General features: G+C 59.4%; 20 protein-coding genes and 1 tRNA gene. 15 read left to right on the top strand and 6 right to left on the bottom strand.

What is annotated here, in order from left to right; translation table 11 throughout:
• Nucleotides 1-151 precede the first annotated feature (151 nt).
• Nucleotides 152-706: a winged helix DNA-binding protein gene (locus ACXHRN_RS10460; RefSeq protein WP_488641250.1), complete on the bottom strand. Its 555-nt coding sequence runs from the start codon at nucleotides 704-706 to the stop codon at nucleotides 152-154.
• A 125-nt stretch (nucleotides 707-831) separates the two neighbouring features.
• Between ACXHRN_RS10460 and ACXHRN_RS10455 the strand changes: the two genes are divergently transcribed.
• The 10 genes from ACXHRN_RS10455 to ACXHRN_RS10410 all read left to right on the top strand — a co-directional run bounded on the left by ACXHRN_RS10455 (nucleotide 832) and on the right by ACXHRN_RS10410 (nucleotide 11,183).
• The gene (locus tag ACXHRN_RS10455; protein WP_488641249.1) at nucleotides 832-1,953 is read left to right on the top strand and encodes an LLM class flavin-dependent oxidoreductase; all 1,122 of its coding nucleotides are present in this window, start codon (nucleotides 832-834) and stop codon (nucleotides 1,951-1,953) included.
• Between the two features lie 86 nt (nucleotides 1,954-2,039).
• Nucleotides 2,040-2,552, top strand: a complete 513-nt coding sequence (locus ACXHRN_RS10450; RefSeq protein ID WP_488641248.1) for a flavin reductase family protein — start codon at nucleotides 2,040-2,042, stop codon at nucleotides 2,550-2,552.
• 196 nt (nucleotides 2,553-2,748) lie between these two features.
• Complete coding sequence (locus tag ACXHRN_RS10445) at nucleotides 2,749-5,073, top strand: bifunctional salicylyl-CoA 5-hydroxylase/oxidoreductase (protein ID WP_488641247.1); 2,325 nt, start codon at nucleotides 2,749-2,751, stop codon at nucleotides 5,071-5,073.
• Between the two features lie 8 nt (nucleotides 5,074-5,081).
• A complete protein-coding gene (locus ACXHRN_RS10440) occupies nucleotides 5,082-5,867 on the top strand; it encodes an SDR family NAD(P)-dependent oxidoreductase (protein ID WP_488641246.1) in 786 nt (261 codons plus the stop codon).
• A 2-nt stretch (nucleotides 5,868-5,869) separates the two neighbouring features.
• On the top strand, nucleotides 5,870-6,718 hold the full coding sequence (locus ACXHRN_RS10435; protein ID WP_488641245.1) for an enoyl-CoA hydratase family protein: 849 nt from the start codon (nucleotides 5,870-5,872) through the stop codon (nucleotides 6,716-6,718).
• A gap of 1 nt (nucleotide 6,719) precedes the next feature.
• Complete coding sequence (locus tag ACXHRN_RS10430) at nucleotides 6,720-7,889, top strand: acyl-CoA dehydrogenase family protein (RefSeq protein WP_488641244.1); 1,170 nt, start codon at nucleotides 6,720-6,722, stop codon at nucleotides 7,887-7,889.
• 4 nt (nucleotides 7,890-7,893) lie between these two features.
• Entirely contained in the window at nucleotides 7,894-8,322 is a 429-nt protein-coding gene (locus ACXHRN_RS10425) for an acyl-CoA thioesterase (protein ID WP_488641243.1), read from the top strand.
• On the top strand, nucleotides 8,300-8,698 hold the full coding sequence (locus tag ACXHRN_RS10420; protein ID WP_488641242.1) for a RidA family protein: 399 nt from the start codon (nucleotides 8,300-8,302) through the stop codon (nucleotides 8,696-8,698). Before ACXHRN_RS10425 ends, ACXHRN_RS10420 begins: the two co-directional genes overlap by 23 nt.
• Nucleotides 8,699-8,702: 4 nt before the next feature.
• Nucleotides 8,703-10,697: a 3-hydroxyacyl-CoA dehydrogenase NAD-binding domain-containing protein gene (locus tag ACXHRN_RS10415; protein ID WP_488641241.1), complete on the top strand. Its 1,995-nt coding sequence runs from the start codon at nucleotides 8,703-8,705 to the stop codon at nucleotides 10,695-10,697.
• A 177-nt stretch (nucleotides 10,698-10,874) separates the two neighbouring features.
• Nucleotides 10,875-11,183 (top strand): KTSC domain-containing protein, encoded by a 309-nt coding sequence (locus ACXHRN_RS10410; protein WP_488641240.1) that lies wholly within the window; start codon nucleotides 10,875-10,877, stop codon nucleotides 11,181-11,183.
• A gap of 37 nt (nucleotides 11,184-11,220) precedes the next feature.
• On the opposite strand, the gene ybaL is transcribed toward ACXHRN_RS10410, so the two are convergent.
• Both ybaL and ACXHRN_RS10400 read right to left on the bottom strand, forming a co-directional pair.
• Complete coding sequence (ybaL, locus tag ACXHRN_RS10405; RefSeq protein WP_488641239.1) at nucleotides 11,221-12,912, bottom strand: YbaL family putative K(+) efflux transporter; 1,692 nt, start codon at nucleotides 12,910-12,912, stop codon at nucleotides 11,221-11,223.
• Between the two features lie 158 nt (nucleotides 12,913-13,070).
• A complete protein-coding gene (locus tag ACXHRN_RS10400; protein WP_488641238.1) occupies nucleotides 13,071-13,367 on the bottom strand; it encodes a hypothetical protein in 297 nt (98 codons plus the stop codon).
• On the opposite strand from ACXHRN_RS10400, the gene ACXHRN_RS10395 reads away from it, so the two are divergent.
• A complete protein-coding gene (locus ACXHRN_RS10395; RefSeq protein WP_488641237.1) occupies nucleotides 13,366-14,448 on the top strand; it encodes an endo-1,4-beta-xylanase in 1,083 nt (360 codons plus the stop codon). The two genes, ACXHRN_RS10400 and ACXHRN_RS10395, sit on opposite strands and share 2 nt — an antisense overlap.
• A 160-nt stretch (nucleotides 14,449-14,608) precedes the next feature.
• Here ACXHRN_RS10395 and ACXHRN_RS10390 read toward each other — a convergent pair.
• The 3 genes from ACXHRN_RS10390 to ACXHRN_RS10380 form a co-directional block, all read right to left on the bottom strand.
• A tRNA-Asp gene (locus ACXHRN_RS10390) sits at nucleotides 14,609-14,685 on the bottom strand.
• A 269-nt stretch (nucleotides 14,686-14,954) separates the two neighbouring features.
• Complete coding sequence (locus ACXHRN_RS10385) at nucleotides 14,955-16,112, bottom strand: CaiB/BaiF CoA transferase family protein (protein WP_488641236.1); 1,158 nt, start codon at nucleotides 16,110-16,112, stop codon at nucleotides 14,955-14,957.
• Nucleotides 16,113-16,201: 89 nt separating this feature from the next.
• Nucleotides 16,202-16,906 (bottom strand): GntR family transcriptional regulator, encoded by a 705-nt coding sequence (locus ACXHRN_RS10380; RefSeq protein WP_488641880.1) that lies wholly within the window; start codon nucleotides 16,904-16,906, stop codon nucleotides 16,202-16,204.
• 66 nt (nucleotides 16,907-16,972) lie between these two features.
• Between ACXHRN_RS10380 and ACXHRN_RS10375 the strand changes: the two genes are divergently transcribed.
• The 4 genes from ACXHRN_RS10375 (at nucleotide 16,973) to ACXHRN_RS10360 (ending at nucleotide 21,226) form a co-directional block, all read left to right on the top strand.
• Nucleotides 16,973-18,112 carry a mandelate racemase/muconate lactonizing enzyme family protein gene (locus ACXHRN_RS10375; RefSeq protein ID WP_488641235.1) on the top strand — a complete coding sequence of 380 codons (1,140 nt, stop codon included), beginning with the start codon at nucleotides 16,973-16,975 and terminating at the stop codon, nucleotides 18,110-18,112.
• A gap of 53 nt (nucleotides 18,113-18,165) precedes the next feature.
• Complete coding sequence (locus ACXHRN_RS10370; RefSeq protein ID WP_488641234.1) at nucleotides 18,166-19,425, top strand: ABC transporter substrate-binding protein; 1,260 nt, start codon at nucleotides 18,166-18,168, stop codon at nucleotides 19,423-19,425.
• 90 nt (nucleotides 19,426-19,515) lie between these two features.
• Nucleotides 19,516-20,382 carry a carbohydrate ABC transporter permease gene (locus ACXHRN_RS10365; protein ID WP_488641233.1) on the top strand — a complete coding sequence of 289 codons (867 nt, stop codon included), beginning with the start codon at nucleotides 19,516-19,518 and terminating at the stop codon, nucleotides 20,380-20,382.
• A 10-nt stretch (nucleotides 20,383-20,392) separates the two neighbouring features.
• A complete protein-coding gene (locus tag ACXHRN_RS10360; RefSeq protein ID WP_488641232.1) occupies nucleotides 20,393-21,226 on the top strand; it encodes a carbohydrate ABC transporter permease in 834 nt (277 codons plus the stop codon).
• Nucleotides 21,227-21,234: the final 8 nt, after the last annotated feature.

Genomic DNA, 21,234 nt, shown 5'->3' with positions numbered 1-21,234 from the left:
AAGAGCCGGGGACTTATCCTTATGCACATCCGCCCGCGCGGATAACCGGACTTTAGCGTGTTCTAATCCGGGAGCAAGCGTTTAAGCCATCCGCGTCCACCAACTCTAAAACAATACGGCGCAACCTAAGCATGCAACCAACATTCCACTCCTACCGATATGTCCGCCGATGCGTCGCGGCCACGCGTGCCACCTGCTCGTAAATACCTGTGAGCAGCTCCAGCGTCCGTGTCGCCTCTTCGAGCTTCTGGGTAAAATCCGGCACGGACTCGATCGCCTCGACCAGCAACGAGCCGCGCACCTCGGCATAGCGATCGGTAACCTCGCGTCCCCGCTCCGTGACAGAGTAGGTGACCCCTGCCCGCCCCGAGCCCTCCCGCACCACCAGGCCTGCGCCGATCAGCTTGCGCAGGCTATATTGGATGTTGGGGATATCCTCGCGATTGGCCAGCCGCGCCAGATCCTTGATGGTCTTCGGTCGGTCGTTCATGCGGATGATATGCAACATGGCATTTTCCTCGCCGCTCGCTGCAAAATCAATGACTGATGCCAGACACTCGGTCTGCCAGCGCTCGAAAGCCTGGTTGGTGCGCATCAAGGCATACTCAATTTCCGCGACATCGATTTCGACGGCGTTGCGCGCCAAATGCCAGTGCCGATCGAAGCCATCCGACGATTTCGAAGGTCTTTTGTCTTTTTGAATCATCGTCTTCAAACTCCTGCGCATGAACCTTTTCCACATCAACAGGTAGCGGATTTTGGCCGATTGACAAGACTCGATTTATTGATAGACTTTCTATCGTAAATTCTATCATAATTTTGGGGAACTCCATGAGCACGTCACAAAACAGCATGTTCGCCGCCGATCAATTCATCCTCGGTACCTTCTCGTCCAACTGCTCCGGCGGCATGTCGGTCACCAAGATTCCGGAGCGCTGGAACAATTCCTGGGACAACAACCTCAAGCTTGCCAAGCAGCTCGACGCCGCCGGTATCGAGTTCATGCTGCCGATCGCCCGCTGGATCGGTTATGGCGGCGAGACCAATTTCCACGGCAGCGTCCTGGAAACCATGACCTGGGCGGCAGGCCTGCTGGCGCATACCCAGAATCTCAACGTCTTCGCCACGATCCATGTCGCGGCCAATCACCCGGCTGTTGTCGCCAAGCAGATCGCCACGATCGACCAAATCTCCAAGGGTCGTGTCGGGCTGAACATCGTCGCCGGCTGGAACCAGCCGGAATATGAAGCGCTCGGCCTCGACCTGCCAGCCGCCCATGAAGATCGTTACGCCTACGCCGAGGAATGGTTCGACATCGTCAAGACGCTCTGGGAAAAGGCCGAGGCATTCGATTTCGACGGCAAGTTCTTCCACCTCAAGAACATTCTTGGCGATCCGCGCCCATCCCGCAAGGTGCCGATCCTCAATGCGGCAGGCTCAGGTCAGGGACGTGAATTTGCCGCCCGCAATGCCGATTTCCTTTTCACGCCGGCGATCGATCTGACCCGTTCGACGGATGAGATTGCAGCGCTGAAGCAGCAGGGCAAACAGGCCGGCCGCGACGTCGGCGTGCTGACTTTCTCGCATGTCATCTGCCGTCCGACCGAAAAGGAAGCGCGCGACTACCTCAAATATTACTGCGAGGACAATGCCGACTGGGACGCAGTCGACAACCTCGTCCGCCTGCAGTTTGCACATGCCCAGTCTTTCCCGCACGATCTGCTCGCGCTGATCCGCGACCGTATGGCGGCCGGACATGGCGGCTTCCCGCTGATCGGCACGCCCGAGCAGGTCGCCGAAGGCCTGATCTCGCTGCACAAGGCCGGCTTCGGCGGCACCACCCTCTCCTTCGTCGACTATGCCGAAGAATTTCCCTACTTCCGCGACAACGTTCTGCCGCTCCTGGAGCAGGCAGGCATTCGCAGGGCCGTTAAGCTCGCGGAAGCAGCGTGATCGACAACAGGGACTGTCGATCGAGGGCTGCGCGACGGATGTCGCGCAGCCAATTCCTTCAAGCCTAGTCCACCCGGAGTGCCACCATGCTGCATGTTCCCGTCAGGCCTGCCACGGCTTCACCAGAGGCCTTTCGAACCGCCATGCGACAGTTCGTCGGCCAAGTCAGCATCATCACTGCAGGTTCCGGCGATGACCGCTCCGGGCTGGTCGCGACCTCAGCTGTTTCACTCTCTATGGATCCACCGCTGATGTTGGTCTGTGTCAACCGCACATCATCGACGCACCAGCTGTTTGACAGATACGGACATTTCGCCGTCAACATGCTGTCGCCCGATCAGCAGCCGATCGCCGAGCGCTTTTCCGGCAAGGACGGGATCAAGGGAGCGGATCGCTATGCCCTCGGCAATTGGACGACCGAGGTCACCGGGGCTCCCATTTTGCGCGACGCGTCCATCGCGCTCGATTGCGAACTCGAGGATCTCATCGACAAGGCCACCCACTCTATTCTCATCGGTCGCGTCCGCGCCATTCACCAGCGGGACAGCGCTTCCGCACTGGTTTACTGGCGTGGCCAGTACCTTGCGGTAGGCGCCTGATTGGCAGACCCCAAGGCATAACGTTGCCGGAGCGCCAATCGCGCGGCACACCACGTTTTGCGCATATATTTTAAACCTAAAATAAATTCACACCGCCTGCTATTCGGTTGACAACCGTCAAACGCACCTATATTTTAAACTTCAAATAACTGAAGGCTCCGAGCCTTCTTCCGGCATCTCTTTCATGGAGGTCAAGATGCGTATCGTCTGTATCGGTGGCGGCCCGGCTGGGCTTTATTTTGGCCTGCTGATGAAGAAGTTCCATCCGGAACACTCCGTCACCGTCGTGGAGCGCAACAAGCCTTACGACACGTTCGGCTGGGGCGTGGTCTTCTCCGATGCCACGATGGAATCGATGAAGGTCTGGGATCCGGAGAGCGCTGCCGAAATCCAGGATGCCTTCAATCACTGGGACGATATCGAGGTGCTGTTCAAGGGCACGCGCCAGCGTACCTCCGGCCATGGCTTCGTCGGCATCGGCCGCAAGAAGCTGCTGAACATTCTGCAGAAGCGCTGTGAAGAACTTGATGTCGAACTGAAGTTCGAAACCGAATCCAATGGCGATCTCGATTATCCCGATGCCGATCTGGTCATCGCCTCCGACGGCCTGAATTCCAAGGTCCGCCATCGCTATCCCGAGATTTTCCAGCCCGATATGGTCGTGCGGCCCAACCGCTACATCTGGCTCGGCACCGACAAGTCCTTCGACGCCTTCACCTTCGATTTCCGCAAGACGGATCACGGCTGGTTCCAGGCGCATATCTACAAGTTTGACGACAAGACATCGACCTTCATCATCGAGACCACCGAGGAAGCCTATGAGGCGCACGGTCTCGGCGAGATGGACCAGCAGGGTTCGATCGACTTCTGCCAGAACCTGTTCTCCGAAGTGCTGGACGGCTCGTCGCTGATGACCAATGCCCGCCACCTGCGCGGCTCGGCCTGGCTGAACTTCACCCGCCTGATCTGCGGCAAGTGGAGCCATTTCAACGGCAATTCGCATGTCGTGCTGATGGGCGATGCCGCCCACACCGCCCATTTCGCCATCGGTTCGGGCACAAAGCTCGCCATCGACGACGCGATCGAATTGACCCGTCAGTTCCAGGAACTCGGCCACACCAAGGACAAGATCCCGGAAGTCCTGCATGCCTATGAGGAAATCCGTCGCGTCGATGTCGCCCGCATCCAGAATGCCGCGCGCAATGCCATGGAATGGTTCGAGGTCGTCGGCCGCCGCTATGCCGATACGCTGGAGCCGGAACAGTTCATGTATTCGATGCTGACCCGTTCGCAGCGTATCAGCCACGAGAACCTGCGCCTGCGCGATCCTGCCTGGCTGGAAGGCTATGAGCGCTGGTTTGCCCGCAAATCCGGTCTCGACACCACGACCAACGGCCGCTGCCTGCCGCCGATGTTCACGCCCTATACGCTGCGCGACGTCACGCTGCCCAACCGCATCGTCATGTCGCCGATGGCGATGTATTCTGCCAAGGACGGCCTGATCGATGATTTTCATCTCGTGCATATCGGCTCCCGCGCCATGGGCGGTGCCGGCCTCGTCTTCGGCGAAATGACCTGCGTCTCGCCCGACGCTCGCATCACCCCAGGCTGCCTCGGCCTCTGGAATGAAGAACAGGCCGCCCAGTGGAAGCGTCTGGTCGAGTTCGTGCATTTCAACAGCCCGGCCAAGATCGGCATTCAGATCGGTCATGCCGGTCGCAAGGGCTCGACCAAACTCGCCTGGGACGGCATCGACCAGCCGGTCGAGAAGGACGGCTGGGATCTGATCTCGGCCTCGGCCCTGCCCTATCTCAAGCATAGCCAGATGCCCAAGGCGATGGATCGCGCCGATATGGACCGTGTGCTGGCGGACTTCGTTCGCTCGGCCGAGCTTGCCGCCACAACAGGCGCCGATTGGCTCGAACTGCACTGCGCCCACGGCTATCTGCTGTCGAGCTTCCTGTCGCCGCTTACCAATCGCCGCACCGACGAATATGGCGGCAGCCACGAGAACCGGGCGCGCTATCCGCTTGAGGTGTTCGCAGCCGTTCGCAAGGTCTGGCCGGAAGACAAGCCGATCTCCGTGCGCCTCTCCTGCCACGACTGGTTCGATGGCGGCAACACGCCGGAAGATGCTGCGATCTTCGCCGGCATGTTCAAGGATGCCGGCGCTGACCTGATCGACTGCTCGTCGGGCCAGGTGTGGAAGGAAGAAAAGCCGGTCTATGGCCGCCTCTTTCAAACGCCGTTCTCCGACAAGATCCGCAATGAAATCGGCATCCCGACCATCGCCGTCGGTGCGATATCCGAGGCCGATCACGCCAATTCGATCATCGCTGCCGGCCGCGCCGATCTCTGCGCCGTCGCTCGCCCGCATCTGGCAGATCCCGCCTGGGCGCTACACGAAGCGGCCAAGATCGGTATCAACACCATCGCATGGCCGAAGCAGTATTATGCGGGCAAGGCCCAGTACGAGACCAATCTCGCCCGCGAACGCGCTGTCGCCACCGGCACGAAGTGAGCCCTGATATGTCTGAACAAGGTGCACTGAGCGGTCATCATGCTCTCGTCACCGGTGCCGGTAGCGGCATCGGGGCTGCGATTGCCCGCGCCCTGGTTGGCGCGGGTGCCAATGTGACGCTAGCCGGCCGACGTCGTGAGCCGCTCGATACCTTGGCTGGCGAACTCGATGCCTCGCGCGTGTTCGCGGTGGATGACTTCGACGTGACAAACGCCGGCAAGATCGCAGCGGGCCTCGAAAAGGCCCGCAAGACATTCGGACCCGTCTCGATCCTCATCAACAATGCAGGTGAAGCACCCAGCGCGTCTTTCGAAAAGACGACGCTCGATATGTGGTCGCATGTTCTTTCAGTCGATCTGACCGGCGTGTTCCAGGTCACGCAGGCTGTATTGCCGGATCTGAAGGCTCGCGGCGAAGGTGCGCGGATCATCAACGTTGCCTCCACGGCCGGCCTTTCGGGTTACGCCTATGTTTCCGCCTATTGTGCTGCAAAGCATGGCGTCGTCGGCCTCACCCGAGCGCTGGCGCTTGAGCTTGCCAAGAAGGGCGTGACAGTCAATGCCGTCTGCCCCGGCTTTACCGATACGCCGATGGTCGCTCGTTCGCTGGCTGAAATTGTCGCCAAGACTGGCAGGACCCACGAACAGGCGCTCGCCGAGTTCACCAAGTCCAATCCGCAAGGACGGCTGGTGACGCCGGATGAAGTGGCCGCCACTGCACTGTGGCTTGCATTGCCCTCGTCGGGCTCGATCAATGGACAGGCAATCGCGATTGCCGGTGGGGAGGTTATGTAATCATGGGTGAAGCGGCATCGATGCGCGGCCACCTCAAGCCGTTCAAGGACTACAAGGCGCAGCATTTCCTCTGGAATGTCAGCGAAGACGGCCGCGTCGCGACGTTGACGCTCAACCGCCCGGAACGCAAGAACCCGCTGACATTCGAAAGCTATGCCGAGATGCGCGACCTGTTCCGCGACCTCGTCTATGCCTCGGATGTGCGGGTCGTGGTGCTGACCGGCGCCGGCGGCAATTTCTCCTCGGGCGGCGATGTCTTCGAGATCATAGAACCCCTCACCCGGATGGCGATGCCCGACCTGTTGGCCTTCACCCGGATGACCGGCGATCTCGTCAAGGCGATGCGCAAGTGCCCGCAACAGATCATTTCGGCAATCGACGGCATCTGCATGGGTGCCGGCGCCATCCTCGCCATGGCATCCGACATGCGCCTCGCCACGCCCGAAACCAAGACCGCGTTCCTGTTCACCCGCGTCGGACTTGCCGGCGCCGACATGGGCGCTTGCGGCATCCTTCCGCGCATCATTGGCCAGGGCCGTGCTTCGGAATTGCTCTACACCGGTCGCTCGATGTCGGCCGATGAAGGCGAACACTGGGGCTTCTTCAACTCGCTGCATGCCGGTTCCGAGGTTGTAGGGGCTGCCACAAAACTTGCCCATTCGATCGCTGACGGCCCATGGTTTGCGCATGGCATCACCAAGACCATGATGAACCAGGAATGGGCGATGGGCATCGACGAGATGATCGAATCCGAGGCGCAGGCTCAGGCGATTTGCATGGCGACCGGCGATTTCCGCCGGGCCTTCGAGGCTTTTGCCGCCAAGCAGAAGCCGGTCTTCGAGGGCAACTGAAATGACGAGCCGCACAGGTCCAACACGCGAACATCTTGATTGGCCGTTTTTCGACAAGACGCATGCGGATTTTGCCGCTCGTCTGGATGAATTTGCGGGTTCAGGCGTTCTTGCGTCTGTCGATCACCACGACACCGACAAGGCCTGCCGTTCGCTCGTGAAATTGCTCGGCGACGCCGGCCTGCTTGCGGCCGCCACCGGTAATGCCGGCAAGACCGCCATCGATTCCCGCTCTGTCTGCCTGGCGCGCGAAACGCTTGCCTGGCATGACGGCCTGGCCGATTTCGCCTTCGCTATGCAAGGCCTCGGCACGGGAGCGATCGGCCTATCGGCAACGGACGAACTGAAGGCGGCGGTGTTGCCCAAGGTCACGTCTGGCGAATGGCTCTCGGCCTTCGCGCTGTCGGAAAAGGAAGCCGGCTCGGATGTTGCCGCCATGGCCTGCGCGGCACGTGCCGATGGCGACGCTTACGTGCTCGACGGCGAAAAGACCTGGATTTCCAATGGCGGTATCGCCGATGTCTATACCGTCTTTGCGCGCACCGGCGAGGCACCCGGCACCCGCGGTATCTCGGCTTTCGTGGTGTTTGCCGACGATCCCGGCTTCTCGATTGCCGAACGTATCGATGTTATCGCACCGCATCCGCTGGCAACGATCCGTTTCGACAATTGCCGCATTCCCGCCTCCCGGCGCCTCGGTGCACCCGGCGAAGGCTTCAAGATTGCCATGCGGACGCTTGATATCTTCCGCGCATCGGTTGCCGCTGCCTCGATCGGCTTTGGTCGCCGGGCGCTGGACGAGGCGCTGGACCATGCCCGCACCCGCAAGATGTTCGGTGCGACGCTAGGCGACCTGCAACTGACACAGGCGGCGCTTGGCGATATGGCGACATCAATGGATTCGGCTGCCCTGCTCACCTACCGCGCTGCATGGCGCCGCGACGTGCAGAAGCTGCCGACCACCAAGGAAGCGGCGATGGCAAAGATGACATCAACCGAAAACGCCCAGAACGTCATCGACCGTGCCGTGCAGATGTTCGGTGGGCGCGGTGTCAGATCCGGTGAGATCACCGAGAAGCTTTACCGCGAAATCCGCGCACTGCGCATCTATGAAGGTGCTACCGAGGTGCAGAAACTGATCATCGCCCGCGAAATGCTGAAGGCGGGATGACGCGATGTTTTCCGTGATCCGCCCCTTGCGCTTCGGAGATTGCGACCCCTCGGGGATCGCCTATTACCCGTCGTATCTGCGCATCATGGACAGCGCTGTTGAGGATTTCTTTGCCTCCTTTGGTGCCAATCGCAACGAGATGATCAACGATCGCCGCATGGGAACGCCCACGGTCACCCTCGATCTTGCCTTCGTCCGGCCGGGCTTTCATGGCGACGACCTGACATTCGAAATTCGCGTCGAGGCACTGGGCCGCTCGTCACTCGACCTTGCACATACCGTGTCTGCGCACGGTGACACGTTGTGGACCGCGCGCCAGCGGCTGGTCGCCACCTCGCTTGAAACGCACAAATCCTTCGCATGGCCGGACGATATCCGCGCCGCGCTCGCCAATCATCTGGAGAACACCAATGCACACAATCCTTCAACCTGAAGGCTGGGCCAAGCCGATCGGCTATTCAAACGGCGTCGAAGCGCGCGGCCGCACGGTGTTCGTCGGTGGCCAGATCGGCTGGAATGGACAATGCCAGTTCGAAAGCGATGATTTCGTCGATCAGGTCCGCCAGACGCTCAGGAATGTCGTGGCGATTCTCAACGAAGCAGGCGCCGAGCCGCGTCACATCACTTCGATGACGTGGTATTTCACCGACAAGAAGGAATATACCGAAAACCTCAAGGGCCTGGGGCAGGCCTACCGCGAGGTCATCGGCCGGCACTACCCGGCAATGGCCGCCGTTCAGGTGGTGGCCTTGGTCGAGGATCGGGCCAAGATCGAGATCCAGGCGACAGCCGTCATCCCGGAAGAGTAAGCCGATGTCTGCTCATGAGGCGGAAGCCGTGAACGATCTCGAATTCTCGGCCTGCGTCAGGGGTCGCATCAGCGATGGCGTGCTGATCGCCGTCATCGACAATCCCCCGGTCAATGCCGCCTCGGCCGCGATGCGCACTGGCCTCGCGGCAGCCACTTCCTACGGCAACGACACGGCAACCGTCAAAACCATCGTTCTGACAGGTGTAGGCAGGATCTTTGTCGGCGGCGCTGATATCACCGAATTCGGCAAGGTGCCGGCAAACCCGATCCTGCCGGATGTTTGCACGCGGATCGAAAATTCCGCCAAGCCAGTCATCGCGGCCATCAACGGTGCGGCTCTCGGTGGCGGCCTCGAAATCGCGCTCGCCTGCCACTATCGCCTTGCCAGCCCCGCCGCGAGCTTCGCCTTCCCCGAAGTCAAGCTGGGGATCGTACCCGGCGCCGGCGGTACACAGCGGCTGCCGCGACTAACGGGCATCCTCGAAGCCATCGACCTGATCGGCAGCGGCCGCAACGTCAAGGCCAATGCAGCGCTCGTCGCCGGGATCATCGATGAGATCGCAGAAGGCGAACTCCTCACGGATGCTCTTACGCTGGCTAAGCAAAACGACAGCGCCAAATTCCGCAAGACCTCCGCCCAGCACGTAGCGCCCGTCTCATCCGAAGCAATCGAAGCGACATCGAAGAAAATCACCTCACGCGCTCGTGGCCAGCAGGCGCCGGCAGAAGCCATCAGGCTCGTTGTTGCAGCCGCAGCGGTGGATTTTGAAGCTGGCCTTGCCGATGAACGCGCGACCTTCCTGCGTTTGAAGGACTCGCCCGAAGCCGCGGCACTCCGCCACGTGTTCTTCGCCGAGCGCGCTGCGGCCAAGGTGGAAGGACTTGAAGGCGTCGCTCCACGCAAGATCACGACCATCGGCGTGGTCGGAACCGGCTTGATGGGCTCGGGTATTGCCGTATCCGCGCTTGATGCCGGCTATCGCGTCATCGGCATCGAGCTGACCGACGAGGCCGCCCAGAAAGGCCTGGAACGCATTGTCGGCATGCTCGACAAGAATTTCAAGTCCGGCCGCATCGACGAGGCCGGCCTTTCCGATCGCCTTTCGCGTCTCACGGTGCGCGGCGCACTGACTGAACTCATGGATGCCGATCTGGTGATCGAAGCCGTCTTTGATGACTTCACGGTCAAGTCTGAGCTCTTCCAGAAGCTGGATGGCATCGTTCGACCGGATACGATCCTGGCCACGAACACCTCCTATCTCGATCCCGACCAGATTGCCGCGACGACGGCTCACCCTGAGCGCGTGCTGGGACTGCATTTCTTCTCGCCTGCCAACATCATGCGGCTGATGGAAGTCGTCCGTTGCGCTCGGGCGACGCCGGATGTGCTGGCGACCGGTCTTGCCGTCGCCAAAAAACTCGGCAAGCTGCCGATCGTTACCGGCGTCACCGAGGGCTTCATCGGCAATCGCATCTTCTCGGCCTACCGGCGCGAGGCAGAATTTTTGATCGAGGACGGCGCCGAGCCACAGGATATCGACAAGGCGATGGAAGATTATGGTCTCGCCATGGGGCCGTTTGCGGTCTTCGATCTCGCCGGCCTCGAAATCGCCTGGGCACGGCGCAAACGACAAGCAGCCGCGCGCGACCCGAGCGAACGCTACGTCGATGTCGCCGATCGCCTGTGCGAAGCGGGGCGTTTTGGCCAGAAGACCGGCAGAGGCTGGTATACCTATGAGAATGGGAAGCGCGCCGTCGACCCCGAAGTCAGGGCCCTCATCGCCGCTTCGCGCGCCGCCAAAGACATTGCACCGCGAGACATTTCGTCTGAAGAGATCGTTTCGCGCCTGCTTCAGGCAATGGCTGCGGAGGGCGGCAAACTGCTCAACGAGAAAATTGCAGCGCGCGCCAGCGATATAGACCTGGTTGTCATCAACGGATACGGCTTCCCGGCTCACAAGGGTGGTCCACTTTATGCGCTTGGAATGGCTGAATAATACAAGTTTTTTCAGTTGAGTTTGATGCTGCCGGCCGAGTGCCGGCAGTTCCATTTTGGCACGCACTGCACAATTTTCGCTCCATTTCGTTGCAGATAACGCATTGACTTTCTGCACTGCAACATGAATATTTTACCAGAAGACTCTCTGATTTCCATCGCAGCGACGGAGCCGACAATGGAATGGATAGCGCTAAGATCGCGTCTCGTGTCCGAAATCGCCTATGATGCGGAACAGGAAGTGCTGCATATCCGCCTGCGGACAGGCACATTGAAAAGATACGAGAATATCTCGCCGACGATGTTCGATAATTTGCGAACGGCAGAATCGCCTGGCTTCTATTTCAGCTATTATATCGCCCGGACTCACCAAAAAGCTCCAGCTCCAACTCGGAATTCGGCCGTCCCCGCTCGCGCGAAGCGCCTGATGCGTCTACTCGCCGTCACCGGCGTTTTTCTCGCGTCAGCGAACATGTTCATTCACTGACGCGAAAAGTCCAAGCGCGTACTTTGCGAGAAAGCGTCTACTCTCCCAAAATGTCTCGCACCATGCCGCGGGCGATTTCGTCCTCGCCCATGAAAACCGCATCGGCGCCAACGGATCGAAGATACTCCACGCCCTCTACGGAATGGGCGCGAGCAACGATCCGAATGCCGGGATTGGCCCTTCGCGCCACCTCGATGATGTGGCCGGCTTCGAACGGATCGGGAATGGCGGTAATCAGCCATTTTGCCCGCGGCAGATTGAGTCGATCTATCAACGCCTGCTCGCCGCCTGCTCCTACAAACGTCTCGACGCCTTTGTCCTTCAACTCGGCAATTGACGTCCCCTCTTCCTCGACAACCACAAAGGGGACATTGCGCGCTATCAGATCGCGGCTGACCCGAGATCCGACGCGACCATGGCCGACGAGCACAACATGCTGCGTGAGGCTGGTTGGCTGTTCGACGGGAATTGCTTTCAGCGGCTTTTCAGCAGCAACCGGAGTGTTCGGCACCGTAGGAGGGCTCAGTCGATCCAGGACCATGAACAGGATCGGGTTGACGATGATCGACAGGATGGCGCCGGCAACCACCAGATCTCTCGCCGTCTCCGGCAGGATGGCAAGGTTGACACCCAAGACAACCAGAATGAAGGAGAACTCGCCGATCTGGGCAAGGCTCGCCGAGATCGTCAGCGCCACCGAATTTGGATGGCCGAAAGCGCGCACGATGAGGTAGGCCGCGACGGACTTGCCCGCCACGATGATCAGGAAGGTCGCTAACACGACGAGTGGCTGGTCGAGCAAGACAGCGGGATTGAACAGCATCCCGACCGAGACGAAGAACAGCACCGCGAACGCATCGCGCAGCGGCAGCGTTTCCTTGGCCGCCTGATGGCTGAGCGGCGATTCCGCCAGCACCATGCCGGCGAAGAATGCACCAAGGGCAAAAGAGACGCCGAACAGCTTTGCCGAACCATAGGCGACACCGATAGCAATGGCGAGCACCGCCAACCGGAACAGTTCGCGCGAGCCGGTATGAGCGACATAGTGCATGATCACCGGGATGGCGCGCCGGCCGATGACCAGCATCAGCAAGACGAACAGCCCCACCTTGACCGCCGTGACCAACAGCGTCGCGCTAACTGTGTCCATGCCCATATCAGCTATCCAACTGATATCGACGCCGGTCGATTGCTCCTTGCCTCCAAGCAAGCCAGCAAGCGGCGGTATCACCACCAGCGTCAGAACCATCACCAGGTCTTCGACAATCAGCCATCCCACCGCGATCCGGCCGCGCTCGCTCTCGACCAGTCGCCGCTCCTGCAGGGCGCGCAGCAGCACGACCGTACTCGCCACCGAAAGCGTCAGGCCAAAAATCAGCCCGGCCCCGATGCTCCAGCCAAGCAGCCAGGACAAGCCCATGCCCAGCAAGGTCGCCACGACGATCTGACCGATGGCACCAGGGATTGCGATCTTTCGAACCGACAGGAGATCTTTGAGCGAGAAATGCAGCCCCACGCCGAACATCAACAGGATCACCCCGATCTCCGCCAGCTCTGAGGCAAGATCCTGATCGGCCACGAAGCCGGGCGTGAACGGTCCTATGACGATGCCCGCCACGAGGTAGCCGACCAGCGGTGAAAGCTTGAGGCGCTGCGCCACAAGGCCGAACACCAAAGCTAGGCCGAAGCCGGAGGCAAGGATGGCGATCAGGGGGGTACTATGCGGCACGAAATCTCCTAAATTCGGATCGAAGCGGTCATTTGCAATTTAGTCGGTACGCGCAAGAAATAAACCGTGGTCGCGGATAATATGACTAGGACAGCAAGAAATCCGTCTGGTGCTGGCAAAATTTGCCGACAAGCCTGCGTATATTATGCCGTGTCAATTTATTCCAAACTAAATTGTCTGGACAACTTGCTCTGAGTCTCCGGCACGCAGCGGATAAAAGTCCTCGCTTTATAAGGCGAGGCGTTGACAAGCGTGAGCTGCACCGCTGTTTTTGCGTTGCACAAATACTTGCTGGTCTTTAAGAATCCGACGGAAATCGCGCCGGGTTCACGCGGTAACCGGCTGGCCTCGTGCATTGTTTTTCTTTGCGTATGGGGATGCTCCCGAAGCCGCTCCGCGCGTTCGAAAAGGAGCTTGCTGATGTCGTTTCCATCATTGTCGCGTCGATCTTTCATGGCGGCAGCCAGTGCAACAGTTGCCACCGCTGTGACAATGCCAGCCACTGCTTTTTCAGCGAATGCTGCCGGTATCAAGGATCTCGCGGCCTCAAAGGGCTTGTTCTTCGGCACCGAGGTCGCTGCTGAGGCCTTGATGAAGGATGCGCAATATCGTCAGGCGGTGCTGACCGAAGCCGACATCATTGTCGCCGGCTATGAAATGAAATGGGGCCAGACGGAGGCAAAAAGGGGCGTACACAACTACTCGAAAGGCGACTACATCGTCCGCTTCGCCGAGCAGAACCATCTCGTCATGCGGGGGCATGCCGCAATTTGGCACCAGAACATACCGCCCTGGCTGGAAGAGGCACTCTCGGAACCCAACGGCTGCGGTCTCTTAAGCGCAAGGGTGAACGACATCGTCAGTCACTATAAGGGCAGAATTGCCGAGTGGGATGTGCTCAATGAAGTTATCGAACCTGGCGACGGTCGTCCGGACGGACTGCGCGACGACCTGTTTATGAAGGCTTGCGGACAGGATTACATCCTCGACATTTTCAGGGCCGCGCGCGATGCCGATCCGAGCGCCAAGCGCTTTTACAACGATTACGGATTTGAGTATGACACCGACGCTGAAGATCTGCGCCGGGAGAACGTGCTAAAGCTCCTTTCAAATCTTCGCAGCGAAAAGCTGGTGGATGGCCTTGGCATCCAGTCCCATCTAAAGGCAGGCAATCGCTTCAATCAAAGCAAATTTCGAGCTTTTCTCGCTGATGTCGCCGGCCTGGGTATCGAGATCGTCGCTACCGAATTCGACGTCAACGATTCTCGTCTGCCAGAGGAGCTTGGCGAGCGAGATCAGGGCATTGCCGATCACGCGCGCGTCTATCTCGACACTCTGTTAGACGAGCCTGCGGTCAGCGGACTTGTCGTGTGGGGAGTATCCAGCCGGTACAGCTTCCTCAATTCCGGTCAGATGAAGCGCGCCGACGGCGCGCCGACCCGCGGACTGATTTATGACGAAAACATGAAAGCTACGCCGCTGCGCGCCGAAATAGTGCGGGCCATTTCAAGCGCACCCTTGCGTGAAACCAAGTGACAATCAGCTGTTGCGGCCGCCACTTTCAACGCGATTGAACTTCAGCCTAACTCGAAACAAGATTTGGAGTATATTTGTGGCTGGCAGATACTTCCGCCATCTGGCATCTGCGTGCCACCACATCTTCAACGCAATATCCTGCAAGAAGATCGAGAGAAAATGGCGCGAGTGACGGGGCTCGAACCCGCGACCTCCGGCGTGACAGGCCGGCACTCTAACCAACTGAGCTACACCCGCGCATTTTCTGTCTGGTCAGTGTCTCGCTGCGTTTCCGCTTGCGTTTCGCTGCCCGTGAGCGGCTAACTAAGGGGTCGGGCCCAAAGTGTCAAGCAGGTTTTGTGACAAATTATCCGAGGCCAGTTTTTTTATCAGGAAGACTGACTTAAGAGTTTGAAACATATCAATTTTTGCAGATGATAAAGTTCGGTGAAAAAGTTGTCGCGAGGCTGCACGGGAACCTCGCGACAATGAAAATCAGGTCGGCGTAACGAACGATTCCTGCCGGCTCATTTCGCCTCGATTGCGTCCAATTCACTGAGAACCTCGGCGGAATGCGCACCCAGCGTCGGCGCACCCTTGGACAGTTCGAGATTCGATTCCGAGAATCGGATCGGCGTGCGAATCCCCGGCACACCTTCCGGATCGATCTTCATCTGCCGGAACTGGAACTGCGGATCATCGAAAACATCAGCAACGCTGTTGATCGGACCGGCCGGCACGCCCTCCTTCTCGAGAGCAGCAAGCAGATCGTCACGCTTCCAGTCCCTCGTCCTGGCCTCCATGACCTCGGTTAGCCGCTCGCGATTGCGGACGCGCGAAGCGTTGGTCTTGAAATTCTCGTCTTCGCCAAGCGCGGGCAAGCCCAGCAGAGTGACGAGCCGTGTGAACTGTCCATCATTGCCGCAGGCGACGATCAGATGGCCGTCGCTCACCGGGAATGTCTGGTAAGGCGCAATATTGGGATGCGCATTGCCGAGCCGCTTCGGTACCTTGCCCGAGGCGAGGAAGTTCATGGCCTGATTGGCGAGTACGCCGGTCATGCAATCGAACAGCGACATGTCGATATGCTGGCCCTCACCTGTCTTTTCGCGCGCGATCAATGCCGCCTGGATGCCGATGACGGAATAGAGACCGGTAAAGATGTCGGCGAAGGCGACGCCGATCTTCTGCGGCTCACGATCCGGTTCGCCGGTGAGGTCCATGATCCCGCTCATGCCCTGGATCATGAAGTCGTAGCCGGCGCGCGGCGCATAGGGGCCGTCCTGGCCGAAGCCGGTGACCGAGCAATAGATCAGTCGCGGATTGATCGCCTTCAGCGTCTCATAATCCAGCCCGTATTTCTTCAGTCCGCCGAGTTTGAAATTCTCGATCAGCACATCTGCCTGCTTGGCGAGCCGGATCACCAGCACTCTGCCCTCCTCCTTGGTGAAGTCGGCAATCACCGAACGCTTGCCACGGTTGGCGGCGTGGAAATAGGCGGCGGATTGCTCACCGTCCTTCTCTATATAGGGAGGTCCCCATTTGCGAGTGTCGTCGCCTTCCGGGCTCTCGACCTTGATGACATCCGCGCCAAGATCGGCCAGCGTCTGCCCGCACCAGGGTCCGGCCAGGATCCGGGCCAGTTCGAGCACCTTGATACCGGAAAGCGGCGTCTTGTCTGTCATATCCATTCCCTGCACATCATATTTAGAGACGTCAGGTGGATACGCGTAAAGGCGGCTTAAGTCCAGATTTGGGGTTGACGGGCTTCGGCTTAGAAGAAGCCGAGATTGCGTTGCATGGCCGCCTGGAAATGTGCATCAAGTGCGGCCTCGGCCCGCACCGCATTACGCTGAATGCAGGCCTCGATGATCTCGATGTGCTCCTTGATGGTCCTGAGCGCCAGCGGCGCGGTCAGCTTGCGGTCTAGGCGAAGCAGCCGGAGATAGTTGTGCATGCGACGGTAGCTGGTATCGATCAGCGAATTGCGCAGGATGCCGATCACGGCGTCGTGCAGCAGATGTTCCAGGGCATCGAGTTCGACAAGGTCATCCGCCGTCAGTCCATTCTGTTCGATCGCCCCCATCACTGCCCGGTGACGCGCAAGCATCTCGGCCATCTCCTGCTCATCACCCTGCTCTGCATAGACGCGCACCGCCGACCGCTCCAGGATCGAGCGAAACTGATAGGTCGAGCGCGTCAGCTCCAGCCCGGGCTTGATGAACTGGATGCCCGAGCGTGGATGGATGGTCAGGATACCCTCGGCCTCCAGCACCCTAAGCGCATCGCGCAGCGGCGCCACCGGCACATCGACGAGCTCCGAAAGCTCGCCCTGCGACACGAAGGCTCCGGCCTGCACCTTGCGGTCGAACAACGCCTCGAGGATGCGGTCGTAGGCGACGTCGCTCAGCCGCTGCACCGGGATGTCATCAGAAATAGGAACGATTTTTGTCTTGCGGGCCACTTGCGTCATATCCAGTTCTGCCATATTAGATACAGCAACTGATCGATCAGATCAACAGTTTAATATATCAGAGCTCAATTCATGACCATCAGCGCATTCCGCATCACCCGTTTCCAGTTCGCCCGTGACCGTGTCATCGGCGACAGCCAGGTGCGCGCCGATGACGCCAATGTAGCAGCACTTGAGCTTATCTCCGATAGCGGCAAAGTTGGACTTGGCTTTATCCAGACGCTTTTTACCGCAATTCCCTCGCAAGCCGAGATCGAACGGGTATTTGCATCCGAGGTCTTTCCCGGCCTCGAAGGCCAGAAGGCCATCGGCCTCGTTCACCGCGTGTCGCGGCCTCGTGGCGGCAATCTGCGGCCCTACACACTTCCTTTTCACGAAGCGTTGCAGGTTGCCCTATGGGACCTGGCGGCCAAGGAAGTCGACCTGCCGCTCTACAAGCTGCTCGGCGGCACGCGCAACAAGGTCAGAGCCTATGCCAGTGGGTTGGATTTCCATCTCAGCGACGACGAGTTCCAGGCGCTCTTCACCCATGCGACGAGCATCGGCTACAACGCCTTCAAGATCAAGGTTGGCCACAAGGATTTCGCCCGCGACCTCCATCGCATCGAACTCTTGAAGCAGGTCATTCCTGCCGGTTCGAAAGTGATGATGGACGCCAACGAGGCGTGGTCGTCCAAGGAAGCGCTGGTCAAGATGGAGGCTGTGCGCAACACCGGTGTCGATCTTCTGTGGGTGGAGGATCCTATCCTGCGCAGTGACTTCGCCGGCCTAAAGCTGCTGCGCGAATCCGCACCGTGGACGCAGATCAACTCCGGCGAATATCTCGATCTCTCTGGCAAGCGCCTGCTGCTCGAAGCCGAGGGTGCGGATATCATCAATGTCCACGCTCAGGTGGGTGACGTGATGAGAATTGGTTGGTTCGCGGCCGAAAAAGCCATTCCCGTCAGCCTTGGCAACACGTTCCTGGAGATGGGCGTGCACATGGCCTGCGCGCTGCCGGAAGTCGAATGGCTCGAATACTCCTTCCAGAATTTCGACCATCTCGTCGATGACCCCATCGAGATCCGGGACGGCTGGGCCTATGCGCCGGACCGCCCGGGTCATGGTCTGGTGCTCAGCGAAACCGCGCGCCGCGACTGGTCGCGCCCCGAAGTGCTTGCTCGTGCCGATCTGGGACCGGCGCCCGCCAATCCGCGATTGCCCAAATTCTGACGGCCCCTTCTTAAGACGTTGGGCCGTAGACTATTCCAAGGGAGGAAACCACAATGCGCTTTCATTTGAAGACCTTGCTGCTGGTCGGCACCATGCTGACCGCAACCCCGGCACTTGCCGCAGAACTGACCGTCTGGGATTGGAAATCCGGCGATCCGCTCAGTGCGCCGTTCTACGAAAAAGCCAAGGAACTGTTCGAGGCCAAGCATCCTGACGTGACGATCAACTATGTCATACAGCCGAACGACCAATATTACACCCTGCTCGGCACCGCCCTCTCGTCGAATGCAGGCCCCGATCTCTTCCTTATGAATGGTGGCGCACAGGCAAAAGCCCGCTTCGGCGCGCTGGTGAACCTCGACGCCAAGGTCGCCGATATCAAGAGCGATCTCGTCGGCTGGGAAGAATTCAGCGACAAGACAGGCACTTACGCCGTGCCGCTGTCGATCCAGGGTTTCGTCGTCTACTACAACAAGAAGCTCTACACCGACGCCGGGCTCGACGCATCCAAGCCACCGAAGACATGGGCCGAACTTTCCAAGGTTTGTGATGTGATCAAGGCCAAGGGCGCAGTTCCGTGCTTTGCCATGGGCAACAAGGAAGGTTTCGGCATCGAATTCTGGCTGTCGTCGATCGCTGCGACCTCCTGGACCGCGCAGGAACAGGCTGATTTTGCTGCCGGCAAGCTCAAATGGTCGAGTGCACCAGTCAAGGCTGTACTGCAGAGCTGGGTCGACGCCAACAAGGCAGGCTGGTTCCCGCAGGGTGCCAATTCGACAGCCAAGTTCATGGACGAATACGAAGGCTTCATGCGCGGTGAAGCCGCCAACACGATCGGCCTGATCTCCGATGTCGCACATTGGAAGCAGTTCGACGAATTCCTCGGCGCCGAGAACGACGGCGTCTTCCCGATGCCCTCGCCGGCCGTCGCCGCCGACAAGACCGATGGCGAGCCGAAATTCCCGCTAGCGGGCGGCATCGGCTACGGCGTCAACAAGTCATCGCCGAATGCCGAACTGGCAATCGAGTTCGCCAAGGTGCTCGCCTCGCCTGAGCCGGCGCAGATCTTCTTCAACGATGCAGGCGCGATCTCTTCGAACTCCAAGGTCGATATGGCAGGCCTTTCCAGCCCCGCAGCCAAAGCGATCGTGGAAATGATGGCAACATCCGGTGCACCGATGGCGCATGCCAATGCGACCGCCAAGGAACTTGAAGAAATCCACCGTGTCAGCCAGTCCTTGCTGAATGGCGAGACGACTGTGGATGATGCGGTCAAGCGGATGGATGAGGTCCAGGCGGAGGCTCATAAGTAAATCCGCTAGACGGCATCAGCGACCGGGGCGCCATGATAGCGTCCCGGTCGACCTTCCCTATGGAAACGCATTCAATCCTGGACGACAAGCGTGGGCACTTCAGTAGAAAAACGCATCGCATATCTCTTCATCGCGCCCGCGATCCTGTTGGTGACGGTGTTCCGCATCTTCCCGCTGATCTGGGGTTTCGTCCTGTCGTTTTTCGACACAGATGGCATGGCCAAATTTCAGTTCGCGGGCTTCGACAACTATGTCGCCATTGCCAGCGACCACGGATTTCGCGACAGTCTCGAAAACACGCTGATCCTGATCGCCACGCTTCCAATCTGGGTGGCGCTGCCGATGATATTGGCGATCCTCATTCATTCCGGTGTGCCGGGCGGCAAGTTCTTCCGCGCCGTCTATTTCTTTCCCGCCGTGCTTTCGAGCGTCATCATCGGCTCGATCTTCAACATGGTGCTGCGCTTCGACGGCAGCCTCAATGCGATGCTGAAGTCAGTCGGCCTCATCCCGGTCGACTGGCTGGGCTCAGGCACGACAGCGCTGTTCTGCCTGTTTGCGGTCCAGCTCTGGTCGACATTCGGAATGAGCCTGCTGATCTTCATGGCCGGCCTTTCGACGGTGCCGACGGAGCTTACCGAAGCCGCCCGGCTCGATGGCGCCAAGCCGCTGCAGATCTGGTGGCACGTGATCATTCCGGTGCTTCGCCCGATTATAGAATTCGTCGGCGTCGTGACCACGATCGGTGCACTGACGTCGATGTTCGGCCTCATCTACGTATTGACGGCCGGCGGCCCCGGCACTTCAACGGCTTTGCCGGAATTCCTGATCTGGCTCGAACAGGGCAAGATGAACCGTCCCGGCTACGCCGCCGCAATCTCCATGCTGCTCTTCGCGCTGATGGCCGGGCTTGCCTATGTGCAGATCCGCATCATGTCGAAGAACACCAATCTCTGAGGCGCGCACCATGGCACTCACCGGAAAACGCGAAAAGATCTTGCTGCGCGCCGCCTCGCTGCCGATGTGGCTCCTGGCGCTGACCTGCCTCTATCCAATCTATTTCGCCATCAACAATGCGCTGAAGACCGACAAGGGATACATCCTCAACCGTTTCTCTGTTGTCACCGACCCCACGTTCAAGAACTTCGTCAATGCCTGGAATCGTTCGCATCTGTCAGACTACTTTCTGAATTCGGTGGTCACGACTGCGGGTGCGGTAGCGATGCTGCTGATCGTCTCGTCGCTGGCCGGTTTCGCCTTCGCCATGCTGCGCTTTCCCTATCGCAAGGTGCTGTTCATCGTGGTGCTTGCATCGCTGATGATCCCCGTGCAGGTGGTGCTGGTACCGTTCTACCGGACGATCATCACACTCGGACTGGTCAATACTCGCATCGGCCTGATCATCTCCTACACCGCGTTTTTCCTACCGTTCTGCGTCTACCTGATGACCGCCTTCTACTCCGGTCTGCCGCGCGAACTGGTGGAAGCCGCCCGCATGGATGGCGCCAAGCTGCTGCAGATCTGGTGGCACGTGATGCTGCCGCTCGGCAAGCCAGCGCTGATTACGCTCGGGATTCTCAATACGCTCTATTGCTGGAACGACGTGCTGATCTCGCTGCTGGTTCTGCAAAAGGAGCGCACGCTGATGGTCGGCATCGCGGCACTCAAGGGCGAATATACCACCAATGTACCACTGCTCATGGCCGGCATCGTCATCGCTGCCGCGCCCATCGTCATCATCTACATCATCTTCCAGCGACGCATCGTCAATGGCATCGCCACCGGCGCCGTCAAGGGTTGAGGAATATT

This window comes from Shinella sp. OV683 (assembly GCF_057787725.1).
This window is presented reverse-complemented; position numbering and strand designations above follow the sequence as displayed.

Bases quoted from the DNA above. Each gene is read 5' to 3' on its own strand.
- ACXHRN_RS10460 (WP_488641250.1), bottom strand. From the start codon at position 706: ATGATTCAAAAAGACAAAAGACCTTCGAAATCGTCGGATGGCTTCGAT.
- ACXHRN_RS10455 (WP_488641249.1), top strand. From the start codon at position 832: ATGAGCACGTCACAAAACAGCATGTTCGCCGCCGATCAATTCATCCTC.
- ACXHRN_RS10450 (WP_488641248.1), top strand. From the start codon at position 2,040: ATGCTGCATGTTCCCGTCAGGCCTGCCACGGCTTCACCAGAGGCCTTT.
- ACXHRN_RS10445 (WP_488641247.1), top strand. From the start codon at position 2,749: ATGCGTATCGTCTGTATCGGTGGCGGCCCGGCTGGGCTTTATTTTGGC.
- ACXHRN_RS10440 (WP_488641246.1), top strand. From the start codon at position 5,082: ATGTCTGAACAAGGTGCACTGAGCGGTCATCATGCTCTCGTCACCGGT.
- ACXHRN_RS10435 (WP_488641245.1), top strand. From the start codon at position 5,870: ATGGGTGAAGCGGCATCGATGCGCGGCCACCTCAAGCCGTTCAAGGAC.
- ACXHRN_RS10430 (WP_488641244.1), top strand. From the start codon at position 6,720: ATGACGAGCCGCACAGGTCCAACACGCGAACATCTTGATTGGCCGTTT.
- ACXHRN_RS10425 (WP_488641243.1), top strand. From the start codon at position 7,894: ATGTTTTCCGTGATCCGCCCCTTGCGCTTCGGAGATTGCGACCCCTCG.
- ACXHRN_RS10420 (WP_488641242.1), top strand. From the start codon at position 8,300: ATGCACACAATCCTTCAACCTGAAGGCTGGGCCAAGCCGATCGGCTAT.
- ACXHRN_RS10415 (WP_488641241.1), top strand. From the start codon at position 8,703: ATGTCTGCTCATGAGGCGGAAGCCGTGAACGATCTCGAATTCTCGGCC.
- ACXHRN_RS10410 (WP_488641240.1), top strand. From the start codon at position 10,875: ATGGAATGGATAGCGCTAAGATCGCGTCTCGTGTCCGAAATCGCCTAT.
- ACXHRN_RS10395 (WP_488641237.1), top strand. From the start codon at position 13,366: ATGGCGGCAGCCAGTGCAACAGTTGCCACCGCTGTGACAATGCCAGCC.
- ACXHRN_RS10400 (WP_488641238.1), bottom strand. From the start codon at position 13,367: ATGAAAGATCGACGCGACAATGATGGAAACGACATCAGCAAGCTCCTT.
- ACXHRN_RS10385 (WP_488641236.1), bottom strand. From the start codon at position 16,112: ATGACAGACAAGACGCCGCTTTCCGGTATCAAGGTGCTCGAACTGGCC.
- ACXHRN_RS10375 (WP_488641235.1), top strand. From the start codon at position 16,973: ATGACCATCAGCGCATTCCGCATCACCCGTTTCCAGTTCGCCCGTGAC.
- ACXHRN_RS10370 (WP_488641234.1), top strand. From the start codon at position 18,166: ATGCGCTTTCATTTGAAGACCTTGCTGCTGGTCGGCACCATGCTGACC.
- ACXHRN_RS10360 (WP_488641232.1), top strand. From the start codon at position 20,393: ATGGCACTCACCGGAAAACGCGAAAAGATCTTGCTGCGCGCCGCCTCG.